Below are 17,592 nucleotides of genomic sequence, written 5' to 3' on the forward strand. Positions count from 1 at the left end.
TCGGCTCGCGTCTACCGCGCCTGCTCCTCGGCCCGATAGCCCAGCCGCTCGGAAATCGCCCGCCCGGCGTCCTTCAGCAACGCGACGTAATGGGCTTTCGTGTCGGCGCCGCAGCGCATCGTCGGAAAGGAAAGCGAGAGCCCCGCGAGCACGTGGCCGAACCGGTCGAATACGGGCACCGCGATGCAAAGCAGGCCGTCTTCCTGTTCTTCGTTGTCTTCGGCGTAGCCGCGCTCGCGCACGTTGGGCAGGATGCTCAGCACGGCCTGCGCGGAGGCGAGCGTCTTCGGCGTCGACTTCTTGAACTCCACGCGCGAGAGCACCGCCTTCGCCTCTTCGGGACTCATCCACGCCAGCAGCACCTTGCCGATCGCGGTGCTGTAAAGCGGATTGCGCCGCCCGACGCGCGACTGCATGCGCAAGCCGTAATCGGCATCGATCTTGTGGATGTAGATGATGTGGTCTTCGTCGAATGCCCCGAGGTGCACCGCTTCGCGCGTGGTCTGCCCGATACGCCGCATCTCGGTGTTGGCCTCGCGCACCAGATCCACGCTCTCCAATGCCTTCGCGCCCAGTTCGAAAAGCCGGATCGTCAGCCGGTAGCGGTCGGTCTCGCCTTCCTGCGCGACGTAGCCGAGCCCCTTGAGCGTTTGCAGGAAGCGGTGCACCGTCGTCTTCGACATGCCGAGGTGCTGCGACAGCTCGCTGATGCCGATCTGGCCACGCTCGCCGAGCGCGGCGAGGATCGAGAACACCTTGCCGACGGCCGAAACCGATTCGCTCTTTTCGCCGCCCGCGCGCGCTTCGGCGGCTTCGACGTCGCGCGGAGCGGCGGCGTCGCGATCCTGTTGTCTGGATCTTGCTCTCATCTTGCTTCGTTCTGTCGCTGTGGGATCTGACGAGAGCATAACGCGTCCTGGCGGCGGGGCCGCGCTTTTAGCGGGCGAGCCAGCCGCCGTCCACGGCAAGCGTGTGCCCGTGCACATAATCGGAGGCCGCCGAGGCAAGGAACACCACGGCGCCCGCCAGATCGTCGGGCACGCCCCAGCGGCCGGCTGGAATGCGCGCCCGAATTTCGTCGTTGCGATCGCGGTCGCTGCGCAGCGCGGCCGTGTTGTTCGTCTCCATATACCCGGGCGCGATCGCGTTCACGTTGATGCCCTTGGCCGCCCATTCGTTGGCGAGCAGCCGCGTGAGCCCGAGCACGCCGCTTTTCGAGGCCGTGTACGACGCCACGCGAATGCCGCCCTGAAACGAGAGCATCGAGGCCACGTTGACGATCTTGCCGCCCGAGCCCTGGCGGACGAACTGGCGCGCGACGGCCTGCGAAAGAAAGAACACGCTCTTCAGATTGACGTCGAGCACCGTGTCCCAATCGGTCTCGCTGAATTCGAGCGCGTCGTTGCGGCGGATGACGCCCGCGTTGTTCACGAGCACGTCGATGTGCCCGAACGCTTCGACGCCCGCCGCGACCGCCGTATCGATGGCATCGAGCGAGGCGAGATCGGCGCGGACGTCGACGAAGCGGCGGCCCGCCGCCTCGACGCGCGCCATCGTGTCGGCAGGGGCACTGCGGTTGACGCCGACGATCTGACATCCGGCTTCGGCCAGCGCGACGGCCATCGCCGCACCGAGGCCGGTATTGCAGCCTGTGACGACGGCCGTCTTGCCGGCCAGGTCGAACAATCGTGCTGACATGGTTATCCCTGCATGGTCTGTCGGTGACGATGGACGGTGCGCGATCAGCGCAGATCGGCCACGGCGATGTGGTCCATGTCCTTGAAAACCTGGTTTTCGCCGACCATTCCCCAGACGAAGCTGTAGGCGCGCGTGCCCACGCCCGAATGAATCGACCAGCTCGGCGAAATCACGGCTTGCTCGTTGTGCACGACGATGTGCCGCGTTTCGCGCGGCTCGCCAAGCATATGGAATACCGCCGCATCGTCGGCGAGACCGAAATAGAAATACACCTCCATACGCCGCTCGTGCGTATGGCAAGGCATTGTGTTCCAGAGGTTGCCCGGCTCGAGCTTCGTCATGCCCATCGACAACTGGCAGGTGGGCAGCACTTCGGGCACGATGAACTTGTAGATCGTCCGGCGGTTGCTCGTGGCCGGGTCGCCCAGCGTTTCGGGCGAGGCCTGCTCGAGTGTGATCGTGCGCGTGGGGTAATGCGTGTGAGCCGGCGCGCAGTTCAGGTAGAACTTCGCCGGACGGGCCGTGTCGGCGCTGCCGAATACGAGCGCCTGCGCGCCCTGGCCGACGTAGATCGCCTCTTCGGTGCGCACGGTGTGGCGCACGCCGTCCACTTCGACCCAACCGTCGCCGCCCACGTTGATCGCACCCAGTTCGCGGCGCTCGAGCAAATGGCCCACGCCCATGGCCTTGCCGAGCGAGCCCGGCACCTCGACGGGCCGCGTGGCCGGCCATGCGCCGCCGACGATGATGCGGTCGATATGACTATAGGTGAGCGAAAGCGCATCGCGCTCGAAGACGCGCTCGACGAGGAACTGCCGGCGCAGCCCGGCCGTGTCGAGCGTTTTCGCATGCTCGCTGTGAATACCTTGCCTCACTTCCATCGGGTCTCTCCTTGAACGCGCTGGGTCGCATTGAAACACAGATTTTCGATTTTCGGAACGTCGATCCGAAACTGGAAAATGTTTCTGTCGGCCGGGCGGAGTGAGTGTAAAAACATCCGAGGGTATACGACGACGTGCAGCACTGAGGAATTCGGAATATCGTTCCGATTCAACAAAAACAACCGATATCCCGTCAACAGGACGCAGAGTCCACGGAGGAGACGTGAACCTCAAGAACGCAATAGACCGTATTCCGGGCGGCCTGATGCTCGTGCCGATGGTGCTCGGCGCCTGTGTGCATACGTTCGCGCCGGGCGCCGGCAAGTACCTCGGCTCATTTACGAACGGGCTCATCAGCGGCACCGTGCCGATTCTCGCCGTCTGGTTCTTCTGCATGGGCGCGACGATCGACCTGCGTGCCACCGGTGTCGTGCTGCGCAAGTCGGGCACGCTCGTGCTGACGAAGATTCTCGTCGCCTGGCTTGCCACGTTGCTCGCGGCGCAGTTCATTCCCGACGACGGGATCAAGTCCGGCGTGCTGGCCGGCTTGTCGCTACTCGCGATCACCGCCGCGATGGACATGACCAACGGCGGACTCTACGCCGCGGTCATGCAGCAATACGGCACCAAGGAGGAAGCCGGCGCGTTCGTGCTGATGTCGATCGAATCGGGGCCGCTCGTGAGTATGTTCATACTCGGGGCAACCGGCGTGGCCGTTTTCGAGGCCCGGCTTTTCGTGGGTGCGGTACTGCCGTTTCTGATCGGCTTCGCGCTGGGCAATCTCGACAAGCAGTTGCGCGAGCTCTTCGGCCGGTGCGTTGTCCCGCTCATCCCGTTCTTCGGCTTTGCCCTTGGCAACGGCATCGATCTCGGCGTGATCGCGAAAAGCGGCCTGCCGGGCTTGCTGCTCGGCCTCGTCGTCATCGTCATCACCGGCATCCCGCTCATGCTGTCGGACAAGCTGATCGGCGGCGGCAACGGTACGGCCGGGCTCGCCGCGTCTTCGACGGCCGGCGCGGCGGTGGCGAACCCCGCCATCATCGGCGAGATGGTGCCGAAGCTCAAACCGATGGTGCCGGCGGCCACCGCGCTCGTCGCCACGGCCTGCCTCGTTACCGCCATCCTCGTGCCGATTCTCACGGCGATGTGGGCGCGCCGGGTCGGCAACGGCGCGGCACGCTCCGACGCGATGCCGGCTGCGCACGGCCGTCCGCTCGAGCAGGAAGGACACATCTGAACGCTCGGGTGTCGGCGTATCCGAACGATGCGGGACGCGGCTCGGCCGTCGTCCGTCCCGCGCGCTTCGCCCCTGGCGCCAGGCAGACCCTTGGCGCCAAACGGAGGACCCATTGACGGCAACGACAAGGAGACGCTGCATGATCGTTTCATCTTCGTTTCGACGGACGCTGTGCTCGCTGGCCGGTGTGACGCTGATCGTGGCGAGCGGCGCGGTGCGCGCCACGGCCCCCGACGAGAACGGTGCCGCGGTGGCGAGCGCGGTGGAGGCCATGCGCTCGGCCATGCTCGCGAGCGACGGCGCCGCGCTCGCCAAACTCGTCGAAGACGATCTGACCTACGGTCACTCGTCAGGACGTATCCAGGACAAGGCCGCTTTCCTCAAGGAGCTCGACGGCACGCATGCGTTCCGTTCGCTCACGCTGTCGAATCAGACGGTCAGGGTCGTGGGCGACGACGCGATCGTGCGTCACGTGTTCGACTCGGAAAACAATCAGCCCGACGGCAAGGTGACGACCTCGCACATCGGCGTATTGCAGGTATGGAAGCATCGCCCCGAAGGCTGGCGGCTGCTCGCGCGTCAGGCTTATCTGCTGCCGAAGCAATAACGGCTGGCGTACGCGTCAACCACTTGCGCACCTTCAGACGTTCGCCCGGGCCGGCCGCACGCATGCGCGGCCCGCGGCGGCGCCTCACTCGGCTACCCGGTAGCGTTCGAGCCAGTGCGCATAAGGTGCCGGCAACACCCATGACGGGCGCTCGATTTCGAGCCGCAGCGCGGCCTGATAGGGCCAATGCGGATTGGCGAGGTGCGCGCGGCCGACCATGACGAGGTCGAGCTGGCCTTCGGCAACCGTCCGGTTCGCGATGGCGGGCGAATCGATGCCCCAGGCCGACGCAACGGGCAACTCCGCTTCGCGGCGTACACGCTCGGCAAGCGGCGCGAGGAAGGCCGGACCCCAGGGAATCTTCGCATCGGGCGTCGAGAACCCGGCGCTGACACTGAGCAGATCGAGGCCGCCGCGGCGCAATCCCTTTGCGAGTTCGATCGACTCGGCGAGCGTGGTTTCGTCGCGGCCGTCGTACTCGATCACGCCGAAGCGCGCCGTGAGCGGCAGGCGCTCGGGCCACACGTCCCTTACCGCCGCGAGCGTTTCGAGCAGGAACCGGCTGCGGCCGGCGAGATCGCCGCCATAAGCGTCGTCGCGCCGGTTCGAATGAACCGAGAAGAAGCTCTGCGCCAGATAGCCGTGAGCGAAATGCAGCTCGAGCCATTCGAAGCCGGCATCGCGCGCGCGTTTCGCGGCCGCGACGAAATCCGCCTTCACGCGGGCGATGTCTTCGAGCGTCATGGCCTTCGGCACCTTCGGCAACTGCGCGCCGTATGCGACGGCGGACGGCGCGAGCGTCGCCCAGCCGCGCGGGTCGCCGTCGGCGATATGATCGTCGCCCTCCCACGGGCGGTTCGCGCTGGCCTTGCGCCCCGCGTGCGCGAGCTGAATGCCGGGCACGGCGCCGGCCGCCTTGATCGAGGCGGCGATGCGCGCCATGCCTTCGGCCTGCTCGTCGTTCCAGAGGCCCGTGCAGCCGGGCGTGATCCGGCCTTCGGGCGAAACGGCCGTCGCCTCGACGATCACGAGGCTCGCACCGCCGCGCGCAAGGCTCGCGTAGTGCGTGAAGTGCCAGTCGTCGACGAACCCGTCGACCGCGCTGTATTGGCACATCGGCGGCACGGCTATGCGATTGCGCAACGAGACGTCTTTGAGTCGGAAGGGGGTGAATAAAGCAGCCATAGCGGGTGGTTTGCCTCGGGTTGGACAACGTCTTGGGTCAGGCTCGATAGCCTACGGCTCCGGCGCTATAATTAAAACCACCCGCTGGTTATCGGTTTGATAAGAGTTGCTTATGCTGAATCCGCAATGGCTGCGTACGTTCGCGGCGCTGGCCGAGCTCGGTCACTTCACCAAAACGGCCGAACGGCTCGGCCTGACGCAAGCTGCGGTGAGCCAGCACCTGCGCCACCTCGAGCAGGCGCTCGGGCCGCTCTTGATTCGCCGGCCTCGCAGCTTGGAACTCACGCCGGCCGGCCGTGCGCTGCTCGAGTACTGTGACGAGGTGGACTGTGCCGACGAGCGTCTCAAGCTGCGCCTGACCGAAGCCGACAGGGATCGTGGCGAGATCAGCATCATTACGCCGGGCAGCATCGGGCTGTCGGTGTATCCGTTGCTGCTCGAGTTGCAGCAGATGAGCCCCGGGCTCTCGGTGCGGCACCGCTTCGCCCCCGATAGCGAAGTGCTCGACGGGGTGCTGACGAATCGCTACGAGTTGGGCATCGTGACACTGAAGCCCGACGACGTGCGCCTGGAGGCGAGCTATTTCGCCGAGGAGCCGCTGGAACTCGTGGTGCCGGCGGGCGAGTGCGTGCATACCTGGGAGGATCTCGAGCGCCTGGGATTCATCGATCACCCCGACGGCAAGGCCATGGCGAGCCGCCTGCTGAGCCGGCGCTTTCCGGGCAACCCGGGCGTGCGCACGCTGCCGTGCCGCGGCTTCAGCAATCAGGTGGGACTCATTCTCGAGCCGGTGGCGCGCGGTTTCGGCTTCACCGTCATACCGCGTCACGCGCGCACGGCGTTCGGCCGACCGGACGCGATCGAAGTCGTCGAATGCGGTGCGACGGTGGTGGATACGCTATGGCTCATCCATCGCGCGGAATGGCCCGTCTCGGCCCGCGCACTGCGTGCGATCGCTCATCTCCAGCAAAGCTGCAGCGCGAAGCAAAGCGCCGAGCCGGCGCCGGTGCCGGCCTACTTGCGCAAACTATCGAGCACGTCGCGCCAGACGAACGGCGCGTAGTCCGCGTAGCACGCGCCGGCCGCGGCCATCGTGTCGACGAAACGGTCCTGCAGCTGTGCGCAGGCTGCGCTCATCGAAGGCTCGATGCCCGCATCGCGCAGCGTCTCGGCCACTTCGCGCATCTCGGCCGCGCGGCGCCGCCCGTGCTCGGCCACGCGGCTGATCAGATAACCGGGAAGGTCCGCATTCGTGCGGAACTTGTCGAACGTCTCGCGCAACGAAGCGAGCACGATTTCGTCGGCGCCGTAGACGCGCGCCGCGCTCAGGCACTCGACGGTCAACGCCTCGATGCCCTTGATCATGACGCTGCGGCACATCTTCGCGGCCGACGCGACGCCGACCTTCGTCGAGACCGCGCGCGCGTCGAACCCGAGGGCGCGCAGCGCGTCGGCCACCGCTTCCGCATCCCTGCCGCCAAGCAGCATCGGCACCGCGATGCCGTAAGGCGGGACCGGCGCCATCACGGCCGATTCCACGAAGCGGCCGCCGGCCGCCTCGATCACCGTGCAGCCGTGCGTTTTCGTGGCGGGCGAGACCGAGTTGATGTCGAGGAACACCTGCCCGGGTGCGATCGCCGCCGCCACGCCGGCCGCCACTTCGAGATCGGAGGCGGCCGTGACGGCCGATACGATGAGATCGGCGCCGCGAATCGCGTCGGCCACCGAGGCGCCCGCGCGTACGCCGGCACGGCGCGCCTTGCCGCGCATGGCCTCCGCCTCGCGCGCGTCGTCGAGCAGCAGGTCGTACATCGAAACTTCGGCGCCCTTTACCGCGAGGGCGGCACCGAGAATACCGCCCGCTTCGCCGAAGCCGATGAATGCAATGCGTTCAAACGTCGTCATGAGTCCGAGCCTTTGGCCTGAGCTTTATCCGTCCAACCGCGTGCCGTCTAACCGCGTGCCGTCCAACCGCGTGCCGTCCAACCGTTTGCCGTCCCACACGCTCGTCGCGATTCCGACTTCGCCGTCGAACATCCAGCGAGCCGTGCGCAGCAGCGCGGCACCGACCACGGCCGGCGCCTCGGGCGTGCCGCCCATCTCCAGCTCGACCGTGAATTCGCCCGTCGGATGCTCGACGCTCACGCGCCGGCGCATGCCACCGGTGGGGGCGGCCACGCCGTCGCAAACGGTGCCGGGCATGACTGCCGCCGTCGCGACGCTCACGGCGCCAAGCACGCCGATCGAAGCGTGGCAGCGGTGCGGAATGAAGCTGCGCGTCGAGATCGTGCCGGGCGGCGCCGTGTTGCTGCCGTGCGAGTCCGGCGTGGCGCGCGGGGGCGCGATAAGGCACATTTTCGGTACCGTGCGCGCAGCCACGTCGCCAAGCTTCATCATCGGCCCGGCCTTCAGGCGGATCGCCTCGACGCGAGCCTTCAGTTCAGTGTCGGCATCGAGCGCCTCGCGGCTCTCGTAGCCGGTACGTCCGAGGTCCGCTGCGCGAATCAGCACGAGCGGCATGCCGTTGTCGATGCAGGTGACGTCGACCCCGCCGATGGTGTCGCGCGCATTGCCCGTCGGCAGCAGGGCTCCGCAGGTCGAGCCCGCCGTGTCCTTGAATGCGAGCGGAATCGGCGCGGCCGTGCCGGGCACCCCATCGATGCGGGTGTCGCCCTCGTAGCACACATAACCGCCCGGCGTCTGCACGGTCGCCACAGCCGTCTGGCCCGTGTTGACCATATGAATGGCGACCTTCGTCGTGCCGTCGGCTGCCGGCACGAGCCCGCGCTCGATCGCGAACGGACCTACGGCGGCGAGCATGTTGCCGCAGTTCTGGCCGTAATCGACACGTGCTTCGTCCACGACCACCTGCGCGAACAGATAGTCGACGTCAGCGTCCGGCCGCGCCGAGCGCGACACGATAGCCACCTTGCTCGTAAGAGGATCGGCGCCGCCGATGCCGTCGATCTGACGCTTGTCGGGCGAACCCATCACGGCCAGCAGCACGCGGTCGCGCGTGGCCGGATCGGCCGGCAGGTCGTCGGCGAGAAAGAAACCGCCCTTCGACGTGCCGCCGCGCATCATCATGCAGGCAATGCGTGTCTGGCGTCGTGCCGCGCTGGTCGACATCGGCGGGTCTCCTCAAAGTTGATCGGCGGACTCGACGTAGCGCAGGCCCTTGGCGGCCAGCTTGTCGCGCATGTCGTAGTAATCGAGGCCGAGCTTGCCCGTGGCCAGCACGCCGCGCGTCTTTTCTTCCTTCTCGAGCCGCGCTCGCGCGGCGGTGGCCACCGCCTCGACCGTTTCGAGCGGCACGACCACGACGCCGTCATCGTCGGCGACGATCACGTCGCCGGCGCGCACGAGCTGCTGTGCGCAGACGACGGGTACGTTCACCGAGCCGAGCGTTTCCTTTACCGTGCCTTGCGCCGAGACGGCTTTCGACCAGACGGGAAAGTTCATCTGCTGCAACGCGCGTACGTCGCGGCAGCCGGCATCAATGACGAGGCCGCGCACGCCGCGATGCGCGAGCGAGGTCGCGAGCAACTCGCCGAAGTAGCCGTCCTCGCAAGGGGAGGTCGGCGCGACGACGAGAACGTCGCCCGCCCGGCACTGTTCGACGGCCACGTGCAGCATCCAGTTGTCGGAGGGCGGCACGAGTACGGTGACGGCCGAGCCGGCGATCGCGGCACCGGGGTAGATCGGGCGCATGTAGGCGGCGAGCAGGCCGAGGCGGCTTTGCGCCTCGTGCACGGTGGCCACGCCGGCTTCCCGCAGCACGGCTACGCTTTCGGGGTTGGCCCGGGCGATATGAGTGACGACGACGCCGCGCTTCATGACAGGTCTCCGACGACGGCCGGGGTGATGCGCTGATAGGCCTCGGCGTACTCGATGTTGCGTGCCGCCGTGATGCCGATGTTGCGCTTTGCCTGCACGCCGCGTTGCAGCGCCACGCGCGTGTAGTACTCCCACAGGTGTTCCTGACCGGCCATGCACTCGATGGCGCGGCGCTTCGCGTCCCATACTTCGGTGATGTCGAGGAACGTGTTCGGCATCCACTCGCATTGTTCGGTTTGATGCGGCTCGAATGCATAGACGGGCGGCGCGCCGACGATCTTCTGCCCCGGATTGTGTCCTTCGGCCTGCGCGATGATGCGGGCTTCCTGCGCCACGTGCATTGCGAGCGGGTGATCGAAGTTGTAGGGATCCTTCAGCGAATGGCTCAGCACGAACGCGGGCTGTACGTCGCGGTAGACGTCGACGAGACGCAGCAACGCTTCGTCCGAAACGCGCAGCGGATAATCGCCGAGATCGAAGAATTCCACTTCGGCGCCCAGCACGTCTGCGGCGCGCTCGGCCTCTTCCCGGCGGGCGGTCTTCACTTTCTCGATCGTCATTTCGCCCTTGCGCCAGAGCTTGGCCGATTCCCCGCGCTCGCCAAACGAGAGGCACACGACTTTCACGCGGTAGCCGTTCTTCTTGTGAAGCGCGATCGCGCCGCCCGCGCGCCAGACGAAGTCGGCGCTGTGCGCGCTGACCACCAACATCGATTGATTCGCTGCCATCTGCTGTCCTTTCCCGATTGAATCGTTAGGGGGATTCTAGGTCTGGGACATGGGCCGGGGATGTGCAAACGACGCTCGTCGCCGTTCTCGTTTATTTATCGGTCCAGGCGAACAGGGGGCCGGAAAAGCGGCGCCTATGCGCTTGCCCGCGCGATATGGCGGGTTTTGGGCGCCACCGATTGGCTTATCACTGGTCGACGGCGCGGAGGGCCTGCCGTGCACGCGGCGACGGTGGCGAACCGCCAGATATACTAGCGCGGCATCTTCTCACGACAGCATGAGCACAAAGGCATGGCCCTCACGACGCAACAGGCAATCGTCCAGACACTGCGCGAACGCGTGCTGAGCGGCGAACTCGCGCCGGGCGAGCGGCTCGTCGAATTGCAGCTTGCCGAGCGGCTCGGCGTTTCGCGCACGCCGCTGCGCCTCGCGTTGAGCGTGCTGGCCACGGAGGGGCTGCTCGAGCGGTCTTCGGCGCGCGGCTTCACGGTGCGGCGGTTTTCGGTCAGGGACATTCTCAACGCGATCGACGTGCGCGGCGTGCTCGAGGGGCTCGCCGCGCGCACGCTCGCCGAGCGTGGGTTCAGCGCCGAGCTGGCCGATCGACTCGACGCCTTGCTGGAAGAAGGCGACAGGCTTTTCGCCGGAGGCGCCGCAGCGCTTACCGAAACCAATTATGCGGACCTGAACGGACGGTTTCACGCACTTATCGTCGAGCAGGCGACGAACCAGGCCCTCAGTACCGCGCTGTTGCTCAACGACCGCATTCCCTTCGTTTCCCCGGCAACGGTGGTCTTCGACAAGGATGCAAAGGAAAAGCAGTTTCAGACGCTGATGTTCGCCCACCGTCAGCATCACAGCATCGTCGCTGCGCTCAAGGCGGGGGAGGGAGCGCGCGTCGAAGCGCTGATGAAAGAGCATACGAACATATCGAAGGAAAGCCTCAATTTCCCCGGTCGGCGGCTGCATCCGGTGATGGTCGAGTCGTAATGGCTCCCCGCGTACCGGCCGCAGGTTGCGAACTCTCAGGCAGATCGTTCTAATTTATTTATCGATATCGCGTGTACGGGGGCTGAAAGCGTCGCCGCGACGGTGAATTTGTCCCTTGTCCGAGTTTGCCATGCTTCCTCATTCGGGATACAAAACTCCCTGATTTTTAAAGAATCTCCTTGTGCCGGCATGGTTCGACGCGCACCGCGCCATGACCTGTTTATTCGTATAAACCCTTGAATATTTGGGCGACTTCGGCGGCGAAGGACGTGTCGGAGAAGCACGGCATCCGTCTTCTCACCGGCGCCGCCGACGACTATATTGGATCCCATCGAGTGGGTGGGCACGTTCCCAAGCCTGCTACTCATTCCTTCCGCGCGCTCTATCGTTAGCGCTTTTCGATGTTTTATCGGCCGCCGGCTCGGGCGGCGCAAATTCGGTCTGGCACTTCGAATGCGCGAACGCCCGGGCGCGGGGTGGCCGATGTGATGGACACGCAGTCAGGACAGCAGAGAAATGGCGAGAATCATTGGCGGTATCGGCACCTCTCATGTGCCGGCGATCGGGTTGGCATACGACCGGGGGCGTCAGACGGACCCCGCATGGGTGCCGTTGTTCGAGGGCTACGAGCCGGTCGCGCAATGGCTCGCGCACGCGAAGCCGGATGTGCTTCTGATGTTCTACAACGATCATGCGAACAGCTTCTTTTTCGATTGCTATCCGACTTTCGCGCTCGGCGTGAGCCCGACGCACGAGTTTGCCGACGAAGGTGCGGGCCCGCGCCCGCTGCCGCCGATTGCCGGCCACACGGAGTTGGCCGCGCATTTGGCCGAGTGCCTCGTCAACGACGAATTCGACCTCACCGTCTTCCAGGAAAAGCCGCTCGATCATGGCTGCAATTCGCCCCTGCCTCTTTTGTGGCCCCACGACCACGGCTGGCCCGGCGCGCTCGTGCCGTTCGAAATCAATGTGCTTCAGTACCCGCTTCCCACGGCGGCGCGCTGCTTCAAACTCGGCCAGGCACTGCGGCGCGCGATCGCGTCGTTTCCGGAGGATTTGAAAGTCGTGGTGGTCGGCACCGGCGGTCTTTCGCATCAGGTGCACGGCGAACGCTCCGGCTTCAACGACGAGCAATGGGACACGACGTTTCTCGAGTTGATCGCCAACGACCCCGAGACGCTCGCGCGCATGACGCACGCCGATTACGTTCGCCGCGGCGGTGCGGAAGGTGTCGAAGTCATCATGTGGCTAGCGATGCGCGGCGCGCTCGGCGCTCGCGTGCGCGAGGTCCATCGCAACTATTACCTGGCGACCAGCACGGCGATGGCCGTGACGGTCTATGAAAACGCCGACGATTGAGACGAAGAGGCACGCATGAATCCGCAACTTGCCGGCATCGAAGACCTGCCGGGCACCTATCCGTTCGACGTGCGCCAAAGTGTGCGCGCGCTGCGTCTGAACCGCTTTTTCTGGCGCATGCGCGAGCAGGCGTGGCGTAACAAATGGCTCGCCGATCGCGCGGCTGCCTACGATGAGGCCGGCCTCACCGAGGCGGAGCGCGCGCTCGTCGATCGTCAGGACTGGATCGGCCTTATCCGCCATGGCGTGTGCTTTTTCGTACTCGAAAAGTTCGCGCGCGTGGTCGGCGTATCGAATCTCGCCATGTACGCCGCGATGCGCGGCGAAACGCTCGAGGTTTTTTTGGCCACCCGGCGGGTGCCCGCAGCGGCCTGAAGACACCCGCCCCCCGCACGCAACGACAAATTCCGGCCGGCGCACTCGGCCCGCGACGACGCGCCGGACTGGAGTCAGGAGACAGTGATGACATCCGCTACGACCAACATCAAGAACCTCATCGACGAGCGCCCCGTTTCGCGTTATCAGTGGCTCGTCCTCTTCCTTTGTTTTTTTATCGTGATGCTCGACGGCATCGATACCGCCGTCATGGGCTTCGTCGCACCGGCGCTCATGCATGAATGGAACGTGACGCGCGCCGCGTTCGGCCCCGTCATGAGTGCTGCGATGTTCGGCCTCGCCGTGGGCGCGCTCGTGGCCGGCCCCTATGCGGACCGTGTCGGCCGCAAGACGGTGCTGATCTCGTCCGTGTTCGTCTTCGGCCTGTTCAGCGCGGCTTGTGCGTTCGCGCAAACGCCGGGGCAACTGATGGCGCTGCGTTTCCTCACGGGCCTGGGGCTCGGGGCCGCGATGCCGAACTCGACGACGCTGCTCTCCGAATACATTCCGACACGCGTGCGCTCGCTGCTCGTGACGATCATGTTCACGGGCTTCAATCTCGGCTCGGGCTGCGCGGGCTTTCTCGCCTCGTTCATCATCGCGCATCAGGGCTGGCGCGGTGTGCTCTTCATCGGCGGCCTCCTGCCGGTACTCAGCGTCCCGTTGCTGCTGTGGCTGCTGCCGGAGTCGGCGCGCTTTCTCGTTGCGCAAAAGCGTCCCGCGCAACGGGTGGCCGCCGTCGTCAACCGTGTGGTGGGTACGCGTTTCGCGGCCGATACGGTGTTTACGACCCCCGAGCCCGATACCGCCGGCAAGGCGCCTGTGCGCGTGCTCTTCAGCGACGGTTATGCGTTCGGCACGATCATGCTGTGGACCACCTATTTCATGGGCCTGCTGATCATCTACCTGCTGACGGGCTGGCTGCCCACGCTCATCAAGGATGCGGGGTTTCCGATCGAGCGCGCGGCGTCGATCACGGCGATGTTCCAGATCGGCGGCACGGTGGGCGCGATTCTCGTCGGCTTTGCGATGGACCGCTTCGACCGCAATCGCGTCATCGCCTTTGCGTATCTGATGGGCGGCGTGTTCATTTTCGCGCTCGGTGCCGGTACGCTCAATTCGTCCTGGCTGCCGGTGCTCGTCACGATCTCGGGCTTTTTCATGAGCGGTGCCCAAACGGGCCTCAATGCGCTCGCGCCGACCTGCTATCCCACGCGTGCGCGTGCCACCGGCGTGAGCTGGATGCTCGGCATGGGCCGCTGCGGCGGCATTCTCGGCTCGCTGATGGGCGGCGTGCTGCTTTCGATGGGCTTCCAGTTCAGCGTGGTGTTTTCGATTCTGGCCGTGCCCGCGGTGCTAGCGGCCGTCGCGATCGTCATGAATCGCTTCGCTGCGCGCTTCGTCACGTACAAGGTCAACTTCTGACGGGTACCGTCGGGCGCGCAAAGGTGCGGCAAAAGCGCGGCAAAAGCGGTTCGATCAGCGAGCGACCTGAATCGCGCGATTGCCGTGTTCCGCCTCAGTTGAACGCCACGCGCGTCGTGCGCGAGACTTCCCCTACCACCACGCGGATCGCATCGATGAGCGCACGCGCGGCCGGCGACGGTGTGCCGGCCGCGCGCAGCGTCAGCCCGATGTCGCGGCTCGTCGCGCGCGTCGGCACATCGAGCACGGTCAACTGCCCCGCCTGCACCTCATAGTGCAACTGCTGCGCGGAGACGGCCGCCACCATGTCGGTACGCAGCAGCACGCCGCGAATGACGGCGAGGTCGGCTGTTTCGACGCTCGGCATCGGCGGCTTCACGCGTGCCCGCTTGAACATGGCCTCGATGAGCGCGCGCGCAGGCGCATGGCTGCGCGGCAGAATCCAGCGTGCATCGGCCAGATCCTTCAGCGCGAGCTCGCCGCGCCCCGCCAGCGGGTGATCGTAACGCGCGAGCACCACGAGATCCTCCGACATCAGCCGCTCGTTTTCCAGGCCGCTTGCCGCATCGTTCGCGCGCAGCGCGCCGAGAATGAAGTCGATATCGCCTGCGCGCACGCCCGCGACGAGCGTTTCGTATGCGCTTTCGTCGGTGACCACGCGCACACCGGGGTACTTCATGCTGACGCGCGCGATGGCGGCGGGCAGGATCAGCGTGCGGCCGAGCGGCAACGCGCCCACAGTGACGCTGCCCTGCACCGTGCCGCGCAGTGCGGCGATATCGTCGGCGACATGGCGCAACTCGTTCAGTGCGCGCCGCACGTGTAGCAGGAACGTTTCGCCGTCGGCGGTGAGGAGCAGGCCGCGCGGGTTGCGATGAAAAAGCGGCATGCCCGCGCCGCTTTCGAGGATGCGGATCGCGCTGCTGACAGCGGGCTGCGTGATACCGAGCGCATGCGCGGCGCTCGGCATGTGCTTGTGCTTCGCCAGTTCGGAAAACACCTGCAGCCGCCGCGTGTTGAGCAAAAAGGCCGGCACCGGCATGCCAGCCTTGAGCGAGCGCGTGCGCGACTGGCGCGTCGCGCACCAGCGGTCGAGCGCTTCGAGTTCCGCGAACACACGCTCGCTTCGCTCGAGCACGACGCGGCCCGCGGCAGTGGGCAGCATGCCGGAGGGCTTGCGGTCGAAGAGCGCTTCGCCGAGTTCTGCCTCGATTTCCTGCACGGCGCGGCTCACGGCCGATTGCGCGCGATAGAGCGCGCTTGCGGCCTGGCTGACGCTGCCGGTGTCGGCCACGAGCCGCACGGCGCGAAGATGCGCAAGACTGAGTTGGACGCTCGAGTTCATCGTGATCGTTCGGGGGCCCGGCCGGGCGAGGTGTCGGATGCCCCGAGAGTATAGCGAGAGGCGGCCCTGTCATGCTGCCGACACACGGCTGACCGAGCATCTTTCGCCAGCAAGAAACGGTAAGGGTGCGCTGCCTGCGGCGGCCAACGCCGCCGCATTGCTCGCTGAACGACGAAGCGAAGAAGCGAAGAAACGGACGACAAAGGAGTGGCCATGATCTGTATTCGACCGCGAATTGGGCGGCTCGCGCCGGTGGCGCACGTTGCCTCGGCTATCGCCACGGTTTGCGCCTTCAGTCTCGGCACCGCGGCGGATGCCGCTCAGCTCATTGCCGTGGGCCAGTTGAGTGGCACGGCGGCGGATCGGTCGACCGGGACGGCCGCCGCGCTCGAAAACGGCGTGGCCGGCAATCTCTTCGGCGGCATCGGCTCGGGCATGGCGTACGCGGGCTGCGAGACGTTCCTCGCCGTGCCCGATCGCGGCCCCAACGCGGTGCCGTACGACGCGGCGCTCGACGATACGACCTCCTACATCACCCGCTTCCACACGCTGCGGCTGCACCTCGAGCGTGCGCCCGAAGGCGCGGCGCTGCCTTTCACGCTCACGCCGCAGTTGCGCGCCACAACGCTGCTCCATGCATCCGAGCGTCTCGTCTATGGCAACGGCGCATCGCTTGGCGTGCCCGATGGCACGCCCGCGCTCAATCGCCGCGATCGCACTCACTACTTCACGGGGCGCTCGGACAATTTCGATCCGACGCACCGATCCACCTATCCATTCAACGCGCGTTTCGATCCCGAAAGCATCCGCGTGAGCAATGACGGCGAGAGTGTCTACATCTCGGACGAATACGGGCCGCACATCTACCGCTTCGAGCGCCGCACGGGCCGCCGCACGGGCGTATTCGACGTGCCCGATACCTTTGCGGTGACGGCATCGAGCCCCGTCGGCAACGATGAAATCGCGCAGAACGCCACGGGCCGCGTTGCCAACAAGGGCATGGAGGGGCTCGCGATTTCGCCCGATGGCAAGAGCCTTTTCGGCATGATGCAAAGCCCGTTGCTGCAGGATGGCGGCACGAGCGCCGCATATACGCGCATTGTGCGCATCGACTTGCGCACCGGCGCGACACGTCAATATGCCTACCCGTTGACGAACATCGGCACCGCCGCCAAGCCCAAATATCCGACTGTGAGCGAAGTGCTCGCCGTCAACGACCATCAACTGCTCGTGGACGAGCGCGACGGCAAAGGGCTCGGCGACGATTCGAGCGCCGGATTCAAAAAGGTGTTTCTCGTCGATCTATCCGGCGCTCAGGACGTGAGCCAGGCGTCGGGCGAAGCGGGTCTTGCACCCTATGCGTTGAAGAAGTCGCTCTTTCTCGACGTGGTGGCGGCATTGACGGCAAACGGCATGGACGCAGCCGATATTCCGGCGAAGCTCGAGAGCCTCGCGTTCGGCTACGACGTGACCGTCGATGGCGTTCGCAAGCACACGCTGTTCATCGCAAACGACAACGACTTTCTCGGTGCGATCACCGATACCCATCATCCGGCCGGCACGGCGAATCCGAATCGCTTCTTCGTGTTCTCCTTCGATCGCACGGAGTTGCCGGGTTATGCGCCGCAGCAGTTGCGGCCGCGTGCATGCCACTGGCATGCGGATCGCGACGGGCGCGACGGCGAGGACTGAGCCTTGCGCCGGCTCGTTCTCATGCCTTGAGCGTTGCCGCGCGCCCTCGGCCCGAGCCGGCAGCAACGGGTCATGCGCATCGGGCGCGCGACAAAATTTGCGCTCGATGGCGAAGATATTCGCCTTCTGTCCTAAGGTTATGGACCTATTTTGCCGACAAAGGGCGTGACGGGTATTCGGCGCGCGCGCATGACGCGGCGCATCGCTCGTCACCTCGGTAATCGAACGAACTC

General features: G+C 65.8%; 17 protein-coding genes. 8 read left to right on the forward strand and 9 right to left on the reverse strand.

What is annotated here, in order from left to right; translation table 11 throughout:
• Positions 1 to 11: 11 nt before the first annotated feature.
• From kdgR to kduI, 3 genes are all read right to left on the reverse strand, one after another.
• A complete protein-coding gene (gene kdgR, locus U0034_RS11200; RefSeq protein ID WP_102623045.1) occupies positions 12 to 869 on the reverse strand; it encodes a DNA-binding transcriptional regulator KdgR in 858 nt (285 codons plus the stop codon).
• Between the two features lie 67 nt (positions 870 to 936).
• Entirely contained in the window at positions 937 to 1,698 is a 762-nt protein-coding gene (gene kduD, locus U0034_RS11205) for a 2-dehydro-3-deoxy-D-gluconate 5-dehydrogenase KduD (RefSeq protein ID WP_085228526.1), read from the reverse strand.
• Between the two features lie 44 nt (positions 1,699 to 1,742).
• Complete coding sequence (gene kduI, locus U0034_RS11210; RefSeq protein WP_085228527.1) at positions 1,743 to 2,579, reverse strand: 5-dehydro-4-deoxy-D-glucuronate isomerase; 837 nt, start codon at positions 2,577 to 2,579, stop codon at positions 1,743 to 1,745.
• A gap of 223 nt (positions 2,580 to 2,802) precedes the next feature.
• Between kduI and kdgT the strand changes: the two genes are divergently transcribed.
• A complete protein-coding gene (kdgT, locus tag U0034_RS11215) occupies positions 2,803 to 3,816 on the forward strand; it encodes a 2-keto-3-deoxygluconate transporter (RefSeq protein WP_085228528.1) in 1,014 nt (337 codons plus the stop codon).
• 139 nt (positions 3,817 to 3,955) lie between these two features.
• Positions 3,956 to 4,423, forward strand: a complete 468-nt coding sequence (locus U0034_RS11220; protein ID WP_085228529.1) for a nuclear transport factor 2 family protein — start codon at positions 3,956 to 3,958, stop codon at positions 4,421 to 4,423.
• 84 nt (positions 4,424 to 4,507) lie between these two features.
• On the opposite strand, the gene U0034_RS11225 is transcribed toward U0034_RS11220, so the two are convergent.
• Positions 4,508 to 5,608, reverse strand: a complete 1,101-nt coding sequence (locus tag U0034_RS11225; RefSeq protein ID WP_085228530.1) for an NADH:flavin oxidoreductase/NADH oxidase — start codon at positions 5,606 to 5,608, stop codon at positions 4,508 to 4,510.
• A gap of 112 nt (positions 5,609 to 5,720) precedes the next feature.
• Here U0034_RS11225 and U0034_RS11230 point away from each other — a divergent pair, with 112 nt between their 5' ends.
• Positions 5,721 to 6,671: a LysR family transcriptional regulator gene (locus U0034_RS11230; protein WP_085228531.1), complete on the forward strand. Its 951-nt coding sequence runs from the start codon at positions 5,721 to 5,723 to the stop codon at positions 6,669 to 6,671.
• Here the strand turns inward: U0034_RS11230 and U0034_RS11235 are convergent.
• From U0034_RS11235 to U0034_RS11250, 4 genes are read right to left on the reverse strand one after another with little or no spacing between them, the layout of a single operon-like run.
• On the reverse strand, positions 6,623 to 7,513 hold the full coding sequence (locus U0034_RS11235; RefSeq protein ID WP_085228532.1) for an NAD(P)-dependent oxidoreductase: 891 nt from the start codon (positions 7,511 to 7,513) through the stop codon (positions 6,623 to 6,625). The two genes, U0034_RS11230 and U0034_RS11235, sit on opposite strands and share 49 nt — an antisense overlap.
• Positions 7,514 to 7,537: 24 nt before the next feature.
• Positions 7,538 to 8,737, reverse strand: coding sequence for a 4-oxalomesaconate tautomerase (locus U0034_RS11240; protein WP_085228533.1), 1,200 nt, complete (start codon positions 8,735 to 8,737; stop codon positions 7,538 to 7,540).
• A gap of 12 nt (positions 8,738 to 8,749) precedes the next feature.
• Positions 8,750 to 9,445: a 4-carboxy-4-hydroxy-2-oxoadipate aldolase/oxaloacetate decarboxylase gene (locus U0034_RS11245; protein ID WP_085228534.1), complete on the reverse strand. Its 696-nt coding sequence runs from the start codon at positions 9,443 to 9,445 to the stop codon at positions 8,750 to 8,752.
• On the reverse strand, positions 9,442 to 10,173 hold the full coding sequence (locus tag U0034_RS11250) for a PIG-L deacetylase family protein (RefSeq protein ID WP_085228535.1): 732 nt from the start codon (positions 10,171 to 10,173) through the stop codon (positions 9,442 to 9,444). The genes U0034_RS11245 and U0034_RS11250 overlap by 4 nt, the downstream gene beginning before the upstream one ends.
• Positions 10,174 to 10,464: 291 nt before the next feature.
• Here U0034_RS11250 and U0034_RS11255 point away from each other — a divergent pair, with 291 nt between their 5' ends.
• The 4 genes from U0034_RS11255 (at position 10,465) to U0034_RS11270 (ending at position 14,322) form a co-directional block, all read left to right on the forward strand.
• The gene (locus tag U0034_RS11255; protein ID WP_085228536.1) at positions 10,465 to 11,163 is read left to right on the forward strand and encodes a GntR family transcriptional regulator; all 699 of its coding nucleotides are present in this window, start codon (positions 10,465 to 10,467) and stop codon (positions 11,161 to 11,163) included.
• A gap of 516 nt (positions 11,164 to 11,679) precedes the next feature.
• On the forward strand, positions 11,680 to 12,522 hold the full coding sequence (locus U0034_RS11260) for a gallate dioxygenase (protein ID WP_085228537.1): 843 nt from the start codon (positions 11,680 to 11,682) through the stop codon (positions 12,520 to 12,522).
• Between the two features lie 15 nt (positions 12,523 to 12,537).
• Positions 12,538 to 12,897 (forward strand): protocatechuate 3,4-dioxygenase, encoded by a 360-nt coding sequence (locus U0034_RS11265; protein ID WP_085228538.1) that lies wholly within the window; start codon positions 12,538 to 12,540, stop codon positions 12,895 to 12,897.
• Between the two features lie 87 nt (positions 12,898 to 12,984).
• The gene (locus U0034_RS11270) at positions 12,985 to 14,322 is read left to right on the forward strand and encodes an MFS transporter (RefSeq protein ID WP_085228539.1); all 1,338 of its coding nucleotides are present in this window, start codon (positions 12,985 to 12,987) and stop codon (positions 14,320 to 14,322) included.
• 94 nt (positions 14,323 to 14,416) lie between these two features.
• Here the strand turns inward: U0034_RS11270 and U0034_RS11275 are convergent, their stop codons facing one another.
• Entirely contained in the window at positions 14,417 to 15,667 is a 1,251-nt protein-coding gene (locus tag U0034_RS11275; RefSeq protein ID WP_085228540.1) for a LysR family transcriptional regulator, read from the reverse strand.
• Between the two features lie 213 nt (positions 15,668 to 15,880).
• Between U0034_RS11275 and U0034_RS11280 the strand changes: the two genes are divergently transcribed.
• Complete coding sequence (locus U0034_RS11280) at positions 15,881 to 17,359, forward strand: esterase-like activity of phytase family protein (RefSeq protein ID WP_085228541.1); 1,479 nt, start codon at positions 15,881 to 15,883, stop codon at positions 17,357 to 17,359.
• The last annotated feature ends 233 nt before the right edge of the window (positions 17,360 to 17,592 follow it).

The organism is Trinickia caryophylli (genome assembly GCF_034424545.1).
GTDB lineage: Bacteria > Pseudomonadota > Gammaproteobacteria > Burkholderiales > Burkholderiaceae > Trinickia > Trinickia caryophylli.